The organism is Azonexus hydrophilus (genome assembly GCF_001956855.1).
In the GTDB taxonomy this organism is placed as follows: Bacteria; Pseudomonadota; Gammaproteobacteria; order Burkholderiales; family Rhodocyclaceae; genus Azonexus; species Azonexus hydrophilus_A.
In genome coordinates, this window is record NZ_MTHD01000001.1 from 644,871 (window position 1) to 657,848 (window position 12,978).

Below are 12,978 nucleotides of genomic sequence, written 5' to 3' on the forward strand. Positions count from 1 at the left end.
CTGCGACTAGAATGCAGCATTGTTCGTAATGAGGTTTGCCATCCATGCAGCAACTTGAGTCCTGGCTGAGCCGCCTGACCGGCGGTGATGCCACGCTGACGCTGGTGCTCCAGGTTTTTGTCGTGGTTACGGTGGTTGTCGTCGGCAACTTCCTGTTGCGCCGCCTGCTCGATCGCCTGGCCGCCCGGACTGCGCAAACGGCCAATCCCTGGGATACGGCGCTGGTACAGGCCGCGCGCCGGCCATTGCCATTGCTGGCCTGGATTGTCGGTCTGGCATTCGCCGCACGCATCGTGCAGAGCGAAGCTGACGCGCCCTTGTTCGAAGCCATCAGCCCGGTCCGGACGATCGGCGTCATTGGCTGCCTGACCTGGTTCCTGGTTCGGGTCATCGGCAATATGCAGGAGGCCTTGTTGCAGCGCCAGATTACCCGTGGCGAGACGGTGGACCGGACGACGGTCGACGCCATCGGCAAGCTGCTGCGGGTGTCGGTACTGATCACTGCCGTACTGGTCGGCCTGCAGAGCCTGGGTTTCTCGATTTCCGGCGTGCTTGCCTTCGGCGGTATCGGCGGCATTGCTGTCGGCTTTGCGGCCAAGGATCTGCTCGCCAACTTCTTTGGTGGGCTGATGGTTTACCTCGATCGCCCGTTTGCCGTGGGTGAATGGATACGCTCGCCGGAGAAGGAGATCGAAGGTACGGTCGAGGAAATCGGCTGGCGTCTGACGCGCATCCGGACCTTCGACAAGCGGCCGTTGTATGTGCCGAACGCAGTATTCACCCAGATCACCGTCGAGAATCCGTCGCGCATGAGCCATCGCCGGATCAAGGAGCATGTTGGCGTGCGCTACGGCGACATGGCTGTGGTAGCCGCCATCGTTACTGATATCAAGGCGATGTTGCGGGGGCACCCGGACATCGAGCAGTCGCAGACGATGATCGTCAATGTCGATGCATTCGGCGCATCGTCGGTCGATATCCTGATCTACACCTTCACCCGGACCACGGTCTGGGTGGAGTACCACGAGATCAAGCAGGATGTGCTGCTGAAGATCGCCGGGATTGTTACCGCCCACGGTGCCGAAATTGCCCTCCCGACGCGGACCGTACACCTGGCAGCGGGGGAGATGGAGCCTAGCGCGCCTCCGGCGCTACTTCCGGCTCCAGCATTTCGATAACCCCCGGTGTGGTCCGTACCATCGGCGTCATCGGCGTCTGATGTTCGATGTCGGCCGGTGCTCTGGCTGACAGCCACCAGGCGGTGCCGGCAAGCAGGCACTGGGTGCCGATGAACCAGGCCGGCAGCGCCGCCGGGCCGAAATGGTGCATCAGCGTGCCGGCCAGTACCGGACCGATGCTGGCGCCGATGCCGTGCAACAGCAGCAGGCTGCCACAGCCGGCGATGATCTCGCGCTTGTCCAGCCGGTCCATCATCCGGGCGACAGCCAGCGGATACATGGCAAAGGCGAAGCCACCGTAGGCGAAAACTGCCAGCAGCACCAGGTTCAGTCCGTGTCCGGCGGCCAGCAGCAGTCCACCGGCAAAGGTTGCGGCGATCAGCGCGATGACGCTGATCACGTGACCGCGATCAAGGCGGTTGGTGACGACGCCGATCGGCCACTGGAAAGCCGCGCCACCAATGATGGCAACGGTCATGAACCAGGCGACACCGGTGTTGCCGAGGCCACTGGTATCGGCCCAGACCGGCGCCAGTCCCCAGAATGCGCCCTGGGCGAAACCGGAGAGCAGGGCCGCGGCGCAGGCTACCGGTGCACGCTGGTAGAGCGTGCGCAGGCCGATGCCATGCACTTCCTCGACTACCGGCTGGGCCAGACGCGTTGCCGCCACCGGCATCACCGCGGCGCAGATCGACAGCGCCGCCAGTGCGAACAGCACGTGTCCGGCCGGGTCGCTCCAGTGCAGCAGTTGCTGGGCCAGCGCCAGCGAACCGAGATTGACCGCCATGTAGGTGGCGAAGATGCGGCTGCGCTGCGCCGGTGCCGCATGGCTGTTGAGCCAGCTTTCGATGGTCGTGTACAGCCCGACCATGCCCATGCCGGTGATCAGGCGCAGCAGGCCCCAGACCCAGGGATTGGCGAGCAGTTCGTGCAGCAGTGCGGCGCAGGCGATGGCGGCGGTGAAGAAGGCGAAGGCGCGCACGTGGCCGACGCGGCGGATCATCATCGGCCCGAGATAGGTGCCGGCGAGGAAGCCGACGAAGTACATGGCGCCGATGGTGCCCAGCGTCTGGCTGTCGAAACCTTCGATGCCGCCGCGCACGGCGAGCAGCGTGCCAAGCAGGCCGCTGCCGAGCAGCAGCAGGGCGACACCGAGGAGCAGGGCGGTGAGGGGGAGAATCTGGGTCATCGCGGCTGGAGGTGAGGCAAGGCCTTCATTGTGCCCCGGATTGGCGACAAACTCGCGGATGGGTACGCATTGTTACAGTGGTAACGGCGCCGTAACATCGCCCGGCTATGCTGCCGCGATGATCCGCCCCGCCCGCCTGATTTCGACCTTGCTATGCCTGCTGACGGCGCTCGCGCTGGCCGGCTGTTCGCCGCGGGCACTGGTCGTCAGCAGTCTGGCCGATGAATTGGCCGGACAGGGGCAGGGCGCGGAAACCGATCCCGAGCTGGCGCGCGATGCCGCGCCCTTCTACCTGAAGCTGTCCGAAGCCGTGCTTGCGCAACAGCCCGGACACGCCGCGCTGGCCGAGAGTGTGGCGGCGCGGATGACCGAATACAGCTACGCCTTCGTCGCCTTCGAGGCCGACCGCATCGAAGCCAGTGACGCCCGCGCTGCCGAACGTCTGCGCCAGCGCGCCGCCGGTCTCTACCAGCGGGCGCGCAAGCATGCGGTCAACGCGCTGGAACGGCGAAATCCCGGTTTCATGCAGGCGCTGGCCGATCCGGCGGCGACGCCGGTGTTGCCCAAGGCCGACGCCGGGCTCGCCTACTGGGCCGCAGCAGCGTGGGGCAGCTGGATCGCGCTGGCCAAGGACAATCCCGAAACCGTCGCCGACCTGCCGCTGGTCGTCCGGCTTGCTGCCGTTGCCGAGGTCGCCGACCCGGATTGGAGCGACGGCGCCCTGACCAGCCTGCGCGCGACGCTGGAGGCAGCGCGCCCCGGTGGCGACAAGGCGCAGGCCGGGCGCTGGTTCGATGCGGCGATTGCCCGTGCGGGCGGTCAAAGTGCCGGCGCCTACGTCGCCAAGGCGGAAAGCATCGCCTTGCCGGCCGGCGATCGCAGCGCTTTTGAAAACCTGCTGCGCCAGGCCTTGGCCGTAAAAGAGGCGAGCGGCAGCCCGCGCACCCTGCAAAACGAAGTCATGCGCCGCCGTGCGGCCTGGCTGCTCGAACAGGCGCCCGACCTGTTCTGATCCGGAAAATCCATGAAGAAAATGCTCACCGCCCTGTGCCTCGGCAGCCTGCTGGCACTGGCCGCCCCGTTTGTTGCCGCGCAGGAGAAACAGTTGCGCATCGGCACGCTGGCGCCGAAGAACTCGCTCTACCACCGCCAGTTGATGGCGCTGGGTGAAGCCTGGCGCACGGCGCAGGGTGGCGGCAAGTACCTGATCTATCCGGACGGCAGCCAGGGCGGCGAGACCGACATGGTCCGGCGGATGCGCATCGGCCAGTTGCAGGGCGGCTTGCTGTCGGTCGTCGGCCTGCGCGAGATCGAGCCGTCGATTGCTGCCTTGCAGACGATGCCGCTGATGTTCCGCAGCTGGGAGGAGGTCGATTACGTGCGCGAGAAACTGCGGCCGGCGATGGAGCAGAAATTCCTCGACAAGGGGTTCATCGTGCTCGCCTGGGGCGATGCCGGCTGGGTGCGTTTCTTCTCGAAAAAGGCCGCACTGCGTCCGGATGACTACAAGACGATGAAGTTCTTTGCCTGGGGCGGCGAGTCCGAGCAGCAGGAAATCATGAAGCGCCTGGGCTATACGCCGGTGCCGCTGGAAACCGCCGACATCCTGCCGGCGATCCAGACCGGCATGATCGATGCCGTGCCGTCCACGCCGTATTTCGTGCTGGCGACGCAGATCTACAACACGGCACCGAACATGCTCAATCTCAACTGGGCACCGATTGTCGGCGCGCTGATCGTCACCAAAAAGGCCTGGGACGAGATGTCGCCGGCGGCCCGCGAGCAGGTTCGCGTGGCGGGCGCCAGGGCCGGCGGCGAAATCCGCGCGCAGGCCCGGCGGGAAGTCGACGAGGCGGTGGCAGCAATGCAGAAGCGCGGTCTTGCGGTCAACACGCCGAATGGCGAACAAATGAAGGAATGGAACGCGCTGGCCGAGCGCCTTTACCCGCAGATTCGCGGCACGCTGGTGCCGGCGGCGACTTTCGACGAGGTGGTCGGGCATCTGAAGGATTACCGTGCCGGCAAGCGCTAGGCGATGATTTCCGTGCTGCGTCGCCTGGCGTCGTTCGACGCCGTGCTCGCCGGGGCCGCGCTGGCGCTGATGCTGGTGTTGCCGCTGATCGAGATCGTGCTGCGGCCGCTGTTCGGCGTCGGCATCGCCAACGCGCCGGTTTTCGTCCAGCACGCCGGGCTGGTGCTGGCCATGTTCGGTGCGCTGGTTGCCGAGCGCGGCGGTCATCTGACTTCGCTTGGTGCCGGCTTTGCCGGTGCGCGCGATGCCCGCGTCCGGCAGGCCGCACGCTGGTACGCCCTGATCGCTTCGGCGCTGCTGTGCGGCATGCTGGCACAGGCCAGCTGGACCTTTGTCACCGCCGAAATGGAAGTGCCGCGCGCCATCGCCTACGCGGTGCCTGGCTGGTGGTTCATGCTGGCGATGCCGTTTGGCTTCCTGCTGCTTGGTGCCAGGCTCGCCAGGCGAGTGGAGTGCGCACCGCTGCTGCGCTGGCTCGCCGCGCTGCTGTTGCCGGTGCTGGGTTGGTGGTTTGCCGGGCATTTCGACGGCCAGACGCTGGCGCTGTGGCCGTTCGCCATCGGCCTGCTGCTCCTGCTGCTGTGCGGCGCACCGGTGTTCGCCGTGCTCGGCGGGCTGGGGCTGGCGCTGTTCTGGAGCGAAGGCCAGCCGCTCGCCGCAGTGCCGCTCAGCCATTACCAGATCACCGTCAATCCGTCGTTGCCGGCGCTGCCGTTGTTCACGCTGGCCGGCCTGGTGTTTGCCCGGACTGGCGCCGCCGCCCGGTTGGGTACCTTGTTCACCGCGCTGTTCGGCGGTGGTGTGGCCGGTACGGCGATTGCCGCGGCCGTGCTCTGCTCCTGCTTCACCGCGCTGACCGGCGGCAGCGGCGTGACCATCCTGGCGCTCGGCGGCCTGCTGCTGCCGCTGTTGATGAAGGCGGGCTTTCCGGAACGCCGGGGTATCGGTCTGGTGACCAGCGCCAGCGCGCTGGGCGTGCTGCTGGCACCGTCGGTGCCCTTGATCATGTACGCGATCATCGCCCGTGTGCCGATCAACACGATGTTCCTCGCCGGCGTGCTACCGGCGCTGGTGATGGTTTTCTTCCTGCTGGTTGTCGGCGGTTTCCTGCGCCGCGGCAATGTTGCGGTCGACCATGCCGAAACGGCAAAAAGCCGCCCCGATTTCGCCGCCGCGCGCCGCGCCGCCTGGGCGGCCAAATGGGAAATCCTGGCGCCGGTGGTCGCCGTCGGTTCGCTGGTCGGCGGTTTCGCGACGCCGACCGAAAGCGCGGCGCTGACTGCTGCCTACGCGCTGCTGACGCAATCGCTGCTGCATCGCGAGATTGACGGGCGCGGGGTGATGCGCGCACTGGTTGAATGCGCGCAGGTGATCGGCGGCATCATGCTGATTCTCGGCATGGCGCTCGGCCTGACCAATTACCTGGTCGACGCCGGCATCCCGGATCAGGGCATCGACTGGGTGCAGTCGGTCTTGCCGAACAAATGGACCTTCCTGATCGCGCTCAACCTCTTCCTGCTGCTGGCCGGCGCGCTAATGGAAATCTACGCTGCCATCGTCGTGCTGGTGCCGTTGTTGCTGCCGATCGCGCTCGCCTACGGCATCGATCCGGTGCATTTCGGCATCATCTTCCTGGCCAACCTCGAACTCGCCTACCTGACGCCGCCGTCGGGCATGAACCTCTACTTTTCCTCGGCGATGTTCGGCAAATCGCTGCGCGAGGTGGCGGTATCGGTGCTGCCGGCAGCGCTGGCGATTTTCCTCGGTGTGCTGACCATCTCGCTGTTGCCTTTCCTGGCCACCTGGCTACCTTCCGTGGCCGGTCTCTGAGGCGCCCGCCAGGCTTCGATTTTCTCCCACAGCCAACTACCCGAATGAGTCTTGCCGTCGAGTACGTAGTCGATCTCGTTGGCGTTCTGCAGCGTCAGCTTGAGCCGGGCGAGGGTAGGCAGCGAGCTGGCGAACAGCAGCTGGTCGCCAGCAGCCAGCTCGAAATCGCCCTGAGGCAGCAGGTGGATGCGGTCGCTGCGTTCGACCAGCAGCGGGATGGCCGGCAACTGGCGGTTGCGGTCGCTGTCGTCACGGAGGATTTCGGCCAGGCTGAAGGCCCGGCCGCGCATCAGTGACAGGCGGGCGGCCGGTGCTTCCAGGACATTCAGGCGGATGCTCCAGACCGTTGGTGTCAGGCCATCGCACAGGGTTTGCAGGCGTTCGACCAGGGCGTGGCACCAGGCTTCGTCGCGCGCCCCCAGTTCGTCAAGGAAGCGGGCGAGCAGCGGTGTGGTCAGGATGGCGATGCATTCGTGGGCGACGATGTGGCTCGGCACCATCGCAAATTCCGGCCCGTAGGCCTTGAACAGTGCGCTGTTGGCAGCATGGTTCTGGCGCGTGACGACGAACAGGTCGGGTTTCAGTTCGGTGGCGGTGACGGCGATCGACAGGTTGTTCACGTCGTTGTCGCTGCCGGCGATGATGCCGGTAGCGTCGGCGATGCCGGCGGCGATCAGCGTTTTTGCTTCGGTGCCGTCGCCAACGATGTGGTCGCCGCCGCTGGGGGCCGTCGGGTCGACGATGCTCAGGTGGATGCCGGCGCGTTGCAGCCGGTCGGCCACGGCCTGGCCGAAGCGGCCGTAGCCGCAGAGTATCCAGTGGCCGCGTGGCGGTCGGTGCGGCGACGGAATCGGCGAATCGGGCAGGCTGGTCAGCAGTTCGATCAGGCGGAAGCGTTCAGGCGCGGCGACGGCCAGCGCCAGGTGATCGGCGAAGCGCTCGAAGGGATTGATGATGTGGTCGGTATTGAACGAAGCCATGTTGGCGGTGACCGACTGGCTGCGGGCACGGGCGATGATCGGCAGTTTCGGCGCGAGCAGATGGACGGCGATGGCGATGGCCAGGTTGGCCTGCTCGTCGTTGGTGACCGCCAGCACGCCGCGGCATTTCGGGTGCTGCAGCCCGGCCAGCAGCAGGTTGTCGGGCAGGCTGGCGTCGGCGGCCAGGGCCGGGGTGTCGGTCTTGAAGTCGAGCAGGTCGAGTTCCTCGACACGCAATTCATCCTTCTCCAGCACGACGAAAGCCTGGCCGAGGCGGTCGAAGTTGCGGCAGATCAGGCTGCCGGTTTCGCCGCAGCCGCAGACGAGATAGAAGGGTTCCTTGAGTCGGCGCACGCGGCGGACGAAGCGGCTGGTGGTCAGCGTATTCTGGAAGCCTTTGTCCTGGAGCAGGCCGATCAGCGTGATCACCGAATACGACCAGCCAACCACCGACAGGTAGATGCAGACGATGACCCACATGCGCTGGGCGTCGGAAAAGGCGTTGGGGATTTCGCCGAAGCCGATGGTCGTTGCTGTGTAGCTGATGAAGTAGAAGGCGTGGAAGAATGATAGCGGCGGCGCCGGATTGCCGTCGCCGTCGATGCCGGGGACCAGCGTCAGGCCGAAGACCGAGATCGCATAGATGACGATCAGCGCGATGATCGGCGCACGCATGCGCCGCAGGACCAGGAAGAAGGTGTTGTTGACCACCGTCGGCTCCGCGTCAGCGGCGCAGCATCACGGTTTCGACGATCAGGATGATGACCGACACGACATTGGCGAACAGCGCGCCGCCGGATAGCGAGACGACGCTGGAGGTGACCGAGGCGGTCATGCCTTCGCCGGTGACATGGACGGCAATGGCCCAGGTCACGGCAGCGGCGATCAGCTGCAGGTCGGCGACCAGGCTGGTGGCCAGATGGATGGCGCCGATCTGGGTGCGGTCGCCGAACTTCAGCGCGGTGGCGATCAGGCTGACGACCAGTGCCGCTGCCAGTTCATAGATGTGATGCAGTTCCGGACGGTCGATGTCGCCGAGGAAAAAGCCGAAGTTGAGGGTCGCCGCCAGGACGATGAAGAAACCGAAAACGACTTTCTCAAGATTCATTTTTTCCCCTGTGCTGCGGTCGACCGCAGAAATCAGCGTTTTTCCACCGGTGCCGTCTGTGGCGGTGTCTTGCGTGCGCCGAGTGCTTGCGAATCAAGGCGGCGGGTGTCTTCCTCGGGCAACACTTCCAGGATGTTGACCACCTTGATCACGCCGGCCGTGGTTCGTGCCACGGCGATTGCGACCTTGGCCTCACGCTCGTTGACGATACCCATCAGGTGCGTGATGCCGCGTTCGGTCACTACCTTGATGTGATTGGCCGAAATCTGGTTGCTGTCCACCAGGCGTGCCTTGACCTTGGAATCGATGAACGAATCGTTGCTGCGGCTGGCCAGTGGCGAAACCGGGCCGATGCCCAGTTCGTTGTAGATTTCGCGGACGCCTTCGATCTTGCGCGCGCCGGCCTCGATGGCTGCCTTGGCGTCTTCGTTCGGCACTTCGCCGGTGAGCAGCAGGCGGCGGTTGTAGGAGGTGAAATTGACCCGCGACTGGGCCTTGTACTGTTCCGGGATGGTGCCCTTGGCCCGCCATTCGGTGGTTTCGTCGTCGGTTTGCGTACCGGTCGAGCGCCGGTCGTGGATGCTCATCGCACCAACGGCGGCGCCGGCAACGACGGCCGGGAAGCAGCCCTGCAGCGCCGGGACGGCCAGCGCCAGGACAAGAAGGGAAAGGCTCAGTCTGGTTTTCATGTCATTCGACTCCAAGTAGCAGTGCATCGATGCCATCGCACAGGCAGTGGATGATCAGCAGGTGGGTTTCCTGGATACGCGCGGTGCGGTCGGCGGGAACGCAGAGATGGATGTCGTCATCGCGCAAAAGTTCGCCGATTTCGCCACCGCCCTTGCCGGTCAGTGCGATGACGTGCATGTCGTGTTCGTGCGCCGCCCGGATCGCCTCGATGACGTTGCCGGAATTGCCCGAGGTGGAAATCGCCAGCAGCACGTCGCCGGCGTGGCCGAGCGCGCGCACCTGGCGGGAGAAAATATGGGCGAAACCGTAGTCGTTGCCGACCGCGGTCAGGATCGAGGAATCGGTGGCCAGTGAAATGGCCGCCAGTTCCTGGCGTTCGGCCTCGAAGCGGCCGACCAGTTCGGCGGCGAAGTGTTGCGCGTCGGCAGCCGAGCCGCCATTGCCGCAGGCGAGTATCTTGCCGCCGTTGAGCAGGCAGCCGGTCATTGTTTCGATGGCGGCGGCGATCGGCGCCGACATCGCATCGACGGCGTTCAGTTTGGTCTGGGCGCTGTCCTCGAAATGCTTGGCGACGCGGGCAATCAAATCCATGAAGCGGTTTCTTTCTGGTGGACGGTTCATGATTCTACATCACAGCTCGAGATAGACCTCGACCACCACCCGACGCCACGGGTCGGGATGCTCGGTCAGTTGCGCGACGCGGGCGCGCAGCCGGTCGCCGCGATCCATCGCCTCGGCCAGCACGCGGTTCTGCGCCCGCGGCAGATAGCCAAGCTGATGTTCCTGCCAGTCGACGCGGATCGCCAGCCGGTCGTGGCGGTTGTCCGGCTCGCGCCGCAGCGTCAGCTCGTCGCCGACGCGGATCTGTGGCCAGAAGGTGCCGAGCGCGTAGTACTGGCTGCCGGCCAGCGGCGATGCCTGGATCAGCAGACGGATCGACTGGGCGTCGGCACCGCCGAGCCACAGCAGCAGGCTAAGCGTCCACAGAAAACGCATGGCGCAGCCATTCGATGCGGCCGTCGTCGATCAGCAGGCAGTCGAAACGGCACTCGCAATCGCCGCGCCGGGCCAGGTAATGGCGGGCGGCGAGGATGATCCGGCGCTGCTTGTGCACGGTGATGCTGGCGCCAGCGCCGCCGTAATCGGTGCGGCTGCGCTGGCGTACCTCGACGAAAACCAGCGTCCGGCCATCGCGCATGATCAGGTCGATTTCGCCGCCGCGGACGCGAAAGTTGCGGTCGACCAGCCGCAAGCCCTGATTTTCCAGATAGGCAGCTGCCCGCGTTTCGGCTTCGCGACCGCGCGCCACGGTGGTATCGTTGGTTTTTGCCTGCATGGCCGAATTATGACAAACGAATTGAAAGCGGCATTGTACGTCGTGCCGACGCCGCTCGGGAACCTCGGCGACCTGACCCGGCGGGCCGAGGAAATCCTCGTTGCCGTGCCCTGGATCGCCGCCGAGGACACCCGTCACAGCGGGCCGCTGCTCAAGCAGCTCGGCGCCCGTGCCCGGACGCTGCCGGCGCACCAGCACAACGAACACGAAGCTGCTGCCCGCATCGTCGACAAACTGCAGGCTGGCGAGGCCGTTGCACTGATTTCCGACGCCGGCACGCCCGGCATCTCCGACCCCGGTGCGCGCATCGTCGCTGCCGTCCGCGCTGCCGGCTGCCCGGTCGTGCCGCTACCCGGTCCATGCGCCGCAACGACGGCGCTGTCGGCCGCCGGCCTGAACGACGAGCATTTCCTGTTTTACGGTTTCCTGCCGTCCAAATCCGGCCAGCGCAAACAGGCGCTCGAAGGCCTCCGCGGTCATCCGTACGCGCTGGTTTTCTACGAAGCGCCGCATCGCGTGCTGGAAACAGTCGAGGACATGGCCGCCGTCTTCGGCGAACGCACGCTGGTCGTCGCCCGCGAACTGACCAAGCTGTTCGAAAATGTCGATTCGCTGCCGTTGACCGCAGCACTCGACTGGTTCAAGGAAGACGCCAACCGCCAGCGCGGCGAATTCGTCCTGATCGTCTCCGGCGCCGCGGCCGACGCCGCCAGCGGCGATGGCGAACGCGTGCTCAAGCTGCTGCTCGACGAAGGCCTCGGCACCAAACAGGCGGCCAAGCTGGCGGCAGCGATCAGCGGCGAGGCGAAAAATGCGCTGTACGAGCGCGCTTTGGCGCTGAAAAGTTAAAATTGCAGAAATTACCCAGAGAGACACCATGCAACTGACCATCACCCGCCCCGACGACTGGCACCTCCACCTGCGCGACGGCGAGGCGCTTGCCGCCGTGCTGCCGCATACCGCCCGCCAGTTCGGCCGGGCCATCGTCATGCCCAACCTCAAGCCGCCGGTGACGACGGTCGAGCAGGCTGCGGCCTACCGTGAGCGCATCCTCGCCGCGTTGCCGTCTGGCATGGCTTTCGAGCCGCTGATGACGCTGTATCTGACCGACAACATGCCGGCTAGCGAGATCGCCAGGGCGGCGGCCTCCGGCTTCGTCAAGGCGGTCAAGCTCTACCCGGCCGGCGCGACGACCAATTCCGATGCCGGCCTGACCGACATCCGCAAGGCCGATGCAACGCTCGCCGAGATGGAGCGCGTCGGTCTGCCGCTGCTGGTGCATGGCGAAGTCACCGATCCTGCGGTCGACCTGTTCGATCGCGAAAAAGTCTTCATCGATACCGTGCTGCTGCCGCTGACGCAGCGCTTTCCGAAGTTGAAGGTGGTGATGGAGCACATCACGACCAAGGATGCGGCCGAGTTCGTCGTGTCGTCCGCCGCCAATGTCGCGGCGACGATCACCGCCCATCATCTGCTGTACAACCGCAACGCGATCTTCCAGGGTGGCGTGCGCCCGCACTGGTACTGTCTGCCGGTGTTGAAGCGCGAGACGCACCGCGAGGCGCTGGTGGCGGCGGCGATTTCCGGCAATCCGAAATTTTTCCTCGGCACCGATTCGGCGCCGCATGCGAAGGGCGCGAAAGAGGCGGCCTGCGGCTGTGCCGGCTGCTACACGGCTTATGCGGCAATCGAGCTGTACGCCGAGGCGTTCGAGAATGCCGGCGCGCTCGACCAGCTGGAGGCTTTTGCCAGCTTCAACGGCCCGGATTGGTACGGCCTGCCGCGCAATACCGACAAAATCACGCTGGCGAAAGAGGCGTGGACGGTGCCGGCAAGCTATCCTTACGTCAGTACCGATGACATCGTGCCGCTGCGTGCGGGCGAGTCGCTGACCTGGAAGATGCTCTGAGGAAACCAACCATGCGCCTGCGTGCCCTGCTGACCGCCCTGTTTGCCGTCCCGCTGCTTGCTGCCTGCGTGGATGATCGTGCGTCGTGGCAGATCGACGATACCCGGGAGCACACGCTGTCGCTGATTCGCGAACAGCCGCTGGTCTGGGACAAGAAGGTGAATCTCTACGTGGTCGTCTCACGCATGCCGGCCTGCACCCGTCGCCATTCGCTGGGGGCGGGCACGGAGAACACGCGGGTGGAGATCTGGCAGGTGCCGTCCGGTGCCTTCATCGTCAAGGCCGGCCGGCGCATGTACGCAACCGAGTCGCAGACCTGCGAGGCCTGGGCTCGGCTGGACGAAGAGCCGGAAGGTGGCTTGGGAGAGTTGCGCGGCGTTTTCCGGACGCGCAACGGCGAGCTCACGTTTGTCGCCGAAAAGCCCGATCAGGCTGGTGGCGACGACGAGTGAGCCGGTCGCTCAGTGACGGCGACGGGGCGGGGGCGGGGTGCCGCCGCCACGCGTTTCCAGGTGGCGGAAGGTGATCCGGCCCTTGGTCAGGTCGTAGGGTGACAGCTCCAGGCTGACCTTGTCGCCGAGCAGGATACGGATGTGGTGCTTCTTCATCTTGCCGGCAGTGTAGGCGATCATCTTGTGACCGTTTTCCAGCAGTACGCGATAACGTCCATCGGGCAGGACGTCTTCGACGACGCCCATCATTTCAAGTAGTTCTTCTTTGGCCAAG

Annotated in this window: 14 protein-coding genes and 1 pseudogene; 7 read left to right on the plus strand and 8 right to left on the minus strand. The window is 65.5% G+C overall.

The window, feature by feature from the left end:
* The first annotated feature begins 44 nt into the window (after nt 1-44).
* Nucleotides 45-1,178: a mechanosensitive ion channel family protein gene (locus tag BJN45_RS03115; protein WP_076091937.1), complete on the plus strand. Its 1,134-nt coding sequence runs from the start codon at nt 45-47 to the stop codon at nt 1,176-1,178.
* Here the strand turns inward: BJN45_RS03115 and BJN45_RS03120 are convergent.
* The gene (locus tag BJN45_RS03120) at nt 1,135-2,367 is read right to left on the minus strand and encodes an MFS transporter (protein WP_088179028.1); all 1,233 of its coding nucleotides are present in this window, start codon (nt 2,365-2,367) and stop codon (nt 1,135-1,137) included. The genes BJN45_RS03115 and BJN45_RS03120 overlap by 44 nt on opposite strands.
* Before the next feature lie 118 nt (nt 2,368-2,485).
* Here BJN45_RS03120 and BJN45_RS03125 point away from each other — a divergent pair, with 118 nt between their 5' ends.
* The 3 genes and pseudogenes from BJN45_RS03125 to BJN45_RS03135 all read left to right on the plus strand — a co-directional run.
* Entirely contained in the window at nt 2,486-3,379 is an 894-nt protein-coding gene (locus tag BJN45_RS03125; RefSeq protein WP_076091939.1) for a TRAP transporter TatT component family protein, read from the plus strand.
* Between the two features lie 12 nt (nt 3,380-3,391).
* A complete protein-coding gene (gene dctP / locus BJN45_RS03130) occupies nt 3,392-4,399 on the plus strand; it encodes a TRAP transporter substrate-binding protein DctP (RefSeq protein WP_076091941.1) in 1,008 nt (335 codons plus the stop codon).
* A gap of 69 nt (nt 4,400-4,468) precedes the next feature.
* Nucleotides 4,469-6,151: pseudogene (locus BJN45_RS03135) on the plus strand (TRAP transporter large permease subunit); the annotation flags it as partial.
* Here the strand turns inward: BJN45_RS03135 and BJN45_RS03140 are convergent.
* Genes BJN45_RS03140 through BJN45_RS03165 form a run of 6 tightly spaced genes read right to left on the minus strand, consistent with a single transcriptional unit; the run spans nt 6,082 to nt 10,343 of the window.
* Complete coding sequence (locus BJN45_RS03140; protein ID WP_240494480.1) at nt 6,082-7,920, minus strand: potassium channel family protein; 1,839 nt, start codon at nt 7,918-7,920, stop codon at nt 6,082-6,084. The pseudogene BJN45_RS03135 and the gene BJN45_RS03140 sit on opposite strands and share 70 nt — an antisense overlap.
* Before the next feature lie 13 nt (nt 7,921-7,933).
* Entirely contained in the window at nt 7,934-8,317 is a 384-nt protein-coding gene (locus tag BJN45_RS03145) for a DUF6394 family protein (protein WP_076091945.1), read from the minus strand.
* Nucleotides 8,318-8,349: 32 nt separating this feature from the next.
* A complete protein-coding gene (locus BJN45_RS03150) occupies nt 8,350-9,006 on the minus strand; it encodes a BON domain-containing protein (protein WP_076091947.1) in 657 nt (218 codons plus the stop codon).
* 1 nt (nt 9,007) lies between these two features.
* A complete protein-coding gene (locus BJN45_RS03155; protein ID WP_076091949.1) occupies nt 9,008-9,598 on the minus strand; it encodes a phosphoheptose isomerase in 591 nt (196 codons plus the stop codon).
* Between the two features lie 39 nt (nt 9,599-9,637).
* The gene (locus BJN45_RS03160) at nt 9,638-10,003 is read right to left on the minus strand and encodes an HIRAN domain-containing protein (RefSeq protein WP_076091951.1); all 366 of its coding nucleotides are present in this window, start codon (nt 10,001-10,003) and stop codon (nt 9,638-9,640) included.
* Nucleotides 9,981-10,343 (minus strand): YraN family protein, encoded by a 363-nt coding sequence (locus tag BJN45_RS03165; RefSeq protein WP_076091953.1) that lies wholly within the window; start codon nt 10,341-10,343, stop codon nt 9,981-9,983. Before BJN45_RS03165 ends, BJN45_RS03160 begins: the two co-directional genes overlap by 23 nt.
* A gap of 9 nt (nt 10,344-10,352) precedes the next feature.
* Here BJN45_RS03165 and rsmI point away from each other — a divergent pair, with 9 nt between their 5' ends.
* The 3 genes from rsmI to BJN45_RS03180 are packed head-to-tail and all read left to right on the plus strand — an operon-like array spanning nt 10,353 to nt 12,704.
* Nucleotides 10,353-11,192, plus strand: a complete 840-nt coding sequence (gene rsmI, locus BJN45_RS03170; RefSeq protein WP_076091955.1) for a 16S rRNA (cytidine(1402)-2'-O)-methyltransferase — start codon at nt 10,353-10,355, stop codon at nt 11,190-11,192.
* A 28-nt stretch (nt 11,193-11,220) separates the two neighbouring features.
* On the plus strand, nt 11,221-12,252 hold the full coding sequence (gene pyrC / locus BJN45_RS03175) for a dihydroorotase (RefSeq protein WP_076091957.1): 1,032 nt from the start codon (nt 11,221-11,223) through the stop codon (nt 12,250-12,252).
* A gap of 11 nt (nt 12,253-12,263) precedes the next feature.
* Nucleotides 12,264-12,704, plus strand: a complete 441-nt coding sequence (locus BJN45_RS03180; protein WP_076091959.1) for a hypothetical protein — start codon at nt 12,264-12,266, stop codon at nt 12,702-12,704.
* A 9-nt stretch (nt 12,705-12,713) separates the two neighbouring features.
* Here BJN45_RS03180 and infA read toward each other — a convergent pair whose 3' ends face one another.
* Entirely contained in the window at nt 12,714-12,977 is a 264-nt protein-coding gene (gene infA, locus BJN45_RS03185; RefSeq protein WP_076091961.1) for a translation initiation factor IF-1, read from the minus strand.
* Nucleotide 12,978: the final 1 nt, after the last annotated feature.